This window comes from Candidatus Stygibacter australis (assembly GCA_030765845.1).
Taxonomy (GTDB): Bacteria; Cloacimonadota; Cloacimonadia; order Cloacimonadales; family TCS61; genus Stygibacter; species Stygibacter australis.
In genome coordinates, this window is the sequence record JAVCDJ010000038.1 from 1 (window position 1) to 4,515 (window position 4,515).

Here is a 4,515-nt window from a genome sequence, read left to right on the forward strand (position 1 = left end):
TCAGATATTGATGCCAGCGAGACGGTGAGCTGGAATGAAGGGGCGGGATTCAGTCCGATAGGCTGGTGGATAAGCAGTATGGATAACGAGCCTTTTAGAGGGAGTTATAATGGATATTTTCTTAAGATAACAGGCTTATTTATAAACAGACCTGAGCAGGACGGATGTGGATTATTTGGCTATGCGCAAAGTGGTCGACTGGAAAGGCTCAGGTTAATAGATGCTGATGTGACAGGTGATGATTATATCGGTTGCCTGGCAGGATATCTGAATAATGAGACAGTGGTCGATTGCTCGGCAGAGGGACAAGTTGTCGGGGATTGGTCAGCAGCGATGTTGGCAGGGCATTGCAAGCACTCATATATAAGTGATTGTTATGGCAAAGGAGTTGTGACCGGGGGAGAATATTCGGGAGGTCTGCTGGGCAATGTATGTTTTGATTCGGAAATCAATAGTTGCTATGCTGATGCGGATGTGACGGCAGAGTTCAGGGTTGGTGGTTTTGCTGGCTATAATTATTCCTCAGAGATAAGGGACTGCTATGCGGTGGGAGCCGTATCCGGGATTGAAAAGGTCGGTGGTCTGGTGGGAGATAATGACAATTCAGTGATCTTTAATACCTATGCCAGTGGGAGCGTGAGTGGTGAAAGTGCTGTGGGTGGTTTGGCTGGCAGAAATGATTCTGAGATACACTGCAGTATCTGGAATCTGGAGAGCAGCGGACAGGAAATGGGCATAGGCAATGATGAGGGTGGAACAGCTATCGATCTATGGGGAAAAACTACCTTAGAGATGCAGGAATCACTCACATATACAGATTTGGGTTGGGATTTTGAGGATGAAACAGCGAACGGTGAAGAAGACATCTGGAATATAGGTGAGGATATGAATAGCGGTTTTGCTTACCTGGCAGATTTAGGGTGGACAGTATCTGAGGAAGATTATTATGCCTGGTTTGTCGGATCATCTTTGGAGGTATTTGTCGGAGAGGAAATCGAGTTCATTGATCTATCAGCCGGGGCGATAGAAAGCTGGGAATGGGATTTTGATAATGATGGCATTATAGACAGCGGTGAAGAGCGTCCGGTCTGGAATTACAGTGAATCAGGGATTTACGATGTGAGTTTGACTATTTCTGGTTCAGGCGGGGAAAGTGATAGTGTAACCCGTGAGTCATATATTTGTGTTATCTTTGGGGGAAACATACCTGCTGGCAGTGGCACTGAAGCAGATCCGTTTCAGATAGAAACATTGGATAACCTTTACTGGCTGAGTTCCCATTTTGAATACTGGGATTGTTATTTTATTCAGACAGGAGATATTGATGCCTCAGATACAGTGAACTGGAACGAAGGAGCAGGATTTAGTCCGATAGGCAATTATGATCAGGGGTCGTTTTCCGGGAGATATAATGGTGATGATCATATAATTGACGGGTTGTATATCAATCGACCAGAAGTTAACCAAGTCGGTATGTTTGGTTATAGTAATTGCGGAATAGTAGAGAATCTGGGATTAATTAATGTTGATATTACAGGGAGCTGGGGTGTAGGCAGTATTATGGGACAATTTTACTCTGATTCAGAGCTGAATAATTGCTATGCCACTGGCAGTATCGCAGGTGAAGTGGAAATAGGTGGGCTTTTTGGACATGGATTCCTGCAGGAATATCAAAACAGTCATTATAATTATGACGAGATTTTGATCAATGGAGAGCATCATTACAGCTATGGGGTTCTTCCAACGGAATTGTATAATGCGTGGTTAGCTAATGAATATTCTCTGGATATATCAGATTATTTAGAAGAGGAAGAAGGGAGTTATCTGGTGAGCGATACGGAGGATCTGGAGACACTTCTGGTATTTGGGGGAGAGCCGGAAATCGCCTTTAAGCTCACTAATGACCTTGATCTGGGGGAAATGACGGGGTTTTATATCCCATATCTGGGAGCTGATTTTGATGGAGATGGTCATTGCATAGCAAATCTGGAGGTTGCAGGGCTGCAAAATAGTACTCTGGGATTATTTGGGCATATAAATGGTGCATTGGTAAGAAGCCTGGGTGTAATTAATGCCCAGTTAACCGGAAAATACTATAATGGCGGATTAGCAGGTTTAACATTTAATACTGAAATAAGGGATTGCTATGCTGAAAGTTACCTTACGGGTTATTATAGTACAGGTGGATTGATAGGATGCTGTGCAATATCATCGGAAATTATTAATTGCTATAGCTCGGGAGAAGTGGACGGAGAAAATTTTACGGGAGGATTAATAGGGGTAATTGATAATGATTGTTCTGTAACGAGTTCATTTTCTTCTTGTACAGTGACGGGTGTCGGAGGTGTTGGCGGATTTGCAGGTATAAATAAATGGGCAGAAATCACTAATTGTTATGCTCTTGGTGACGTTAATGGTTCATACACTACCGGAGGATTTGTGGGAGTTAATAATAATGCTGCCATAGAAAATTCCTATGCAGTTGGTAATGTGAATGGTGGGGAAAATACTGGTGGCTTTGCAGGTGAGAATGATGATGGCAGCAGTATTTATCATTGTGTCTGGAATGTAGAATCCTCTGGCCAGGAAGACGGAGTGGGACTAGATGAGGGGTATATCAATGACTTGCAGGGAATGACAAGTGGTGAGATGCAGGTATTGGCAAATTATCTTGATATGGGCTGGGATTTTATTGATGAAGAAATAAATGGTACAGAAGATATCTGGGATATGGACAGCGGCTTGAATAACGGCTATCCCTTTATAACTGCTATAGGCGGGGATGTTTCTGAGGATGAGGATATGCTGGTGAGTACTGTTAATATATTTGCTTATCCAAATCCTTTTAATCCAGAGACGATTTTCAGTTTTGCTCTTTCAAAGCCCGGTAACGTGAAACTGGAAATATTTAATCTGAAAGGGCAGAAGGTGAAAACTCTATGTGATGAATGGAAAACAGATTTGAACCAGAAGATATTGTGGCAGGGAGATGATGCTGCTGGGCAGGCAGTTAGTACAGGAATATATTTTGCTAGATTAGTTTATGATGGGGGCAGTTTCTGTCGGAAGTGTGTTTTAATTAAATAGCTTGTTAACGCAGTAAACTCAGTAAACTTAGTGAACGAAGCAGGAAAGAATCAGGTGACTTTGTTCACTGGGGGGGGTACTATAAATATTTCAGGCAATTATAGATAATTTCACATCTCATTCGAAATTCACAGTGCTTTCTCTTTTTACAGTCCTGATGCGATATTGCGGAATGAAAATTGCTTAAATAAAGGTATTGAGAAAATAAAAAGGGAGTATAAGATGAAAAAGATTGGAGTAGTTTTTTTGTTATTACTATTTTTAGCAGTATTATCAGCAGACAAATTTGAATATAACAAAAGTTTTGAATTGCCTGATATAGATGATAATGGTGAATATGTGCAAATAAGATATGATGACTGTATGTCATTTGGTGATGAGGGTGCACCGCTTATGCCCTGGAAAGGGATCAATCTGTTATTATCTCCTAATGAGCAATTATCAAGTGTAAACATTCTTGACATAAAATATTATACCGATATATCAAGAGGGATGATCCAGCCTTCTGCAAGGCCGTTTCCTATTTCTCAGCCAGCACCAGCTAATTATCATCCGGAACCTGATGTCAGCATCTATGGGACGGATGCGGCATATCCAGAGAACAATCTGAGCGATTTTGGGACAGGTTATCTTTGTGGGCACAGTATTGGCAGCTTGAATATTTGCCCGGTGGAATATAATCCGGTGCAGAATACGATAAGATTTATTAAATCCATAACTTTGAGTATTGAAACATCAGCAGTGGAAAGATCTGATGAACTGGCCGCAAAGCTGAGAGGCGGAGAGCAAGTGCAATCCAGAATAGAGCGGATAGTGGATAATCCTGAAGTATTAAATGAATATCAGTATAATACGCAGAGACTTTCAGATTATGATCTATTATTGATCACAGCAAGTGAATTTGTAGATGAATTTCAGGAATATATTGATTATAAGAACTCGACCGGATATTCTGTGGCAGTGGAAACAACCAGTGATATTTATGCCGATTATCCTGGAGTAGATGATGCGGAAAAGGTGAGAAACTGTATTATAAATTATTATCTAACCTATGGAATAGATTATGTGATACTGGGTGGAGATGCTGGTAATCCTAATGAGGCAGCAATCGTACCTCACCGGGGATTTGCAGTATCTGATGATCCATCCCTGCCCTCAGACATGTATTTCAGTAATCTGGATGGAAACTGGAATAATGATGGAGATGGCAATTGGGGAGAATATGGCGAGATAGATGAATATGCTGAGCTGGCCATTGGCAGGATGTGTATTGATAGTGCTTCGGAAGTTGCTACTTTGGTTAATAAGCATATACTTTATCAAAACAGCCCCGTGGAAGAAGATATAGTTAAAGCTGTGATGGTGGGAGAAGAGCTGAATAACAGCCCCTGGACCTATGGTGGAAATTATAAGGATCAAATAGTATCC

General features: G+C 41.4%; 2 protein-coding genes. Both read left to right on the forward strand.

The genetic code is table 11. The annotated features are described in order from the left end of the window. On the forward strand, positions 1 to 3,087 hold a 3,087-nt coding region (locus RAO94_02230; protein MDP8321149.1), incomplete at its 5' end, for a GLUG motif-containing protein. A gap of 222 nt (positions 3,088 to 3,309) precedes the next feature. Next, the coding region (locus RAO94_02235; GenBank protein ID MDP8321150.1) for a C25 family cysteine peptidase at positions 3,310 to 4,515 on the forward strand (1,206 nt) is incomplete at its 3' end.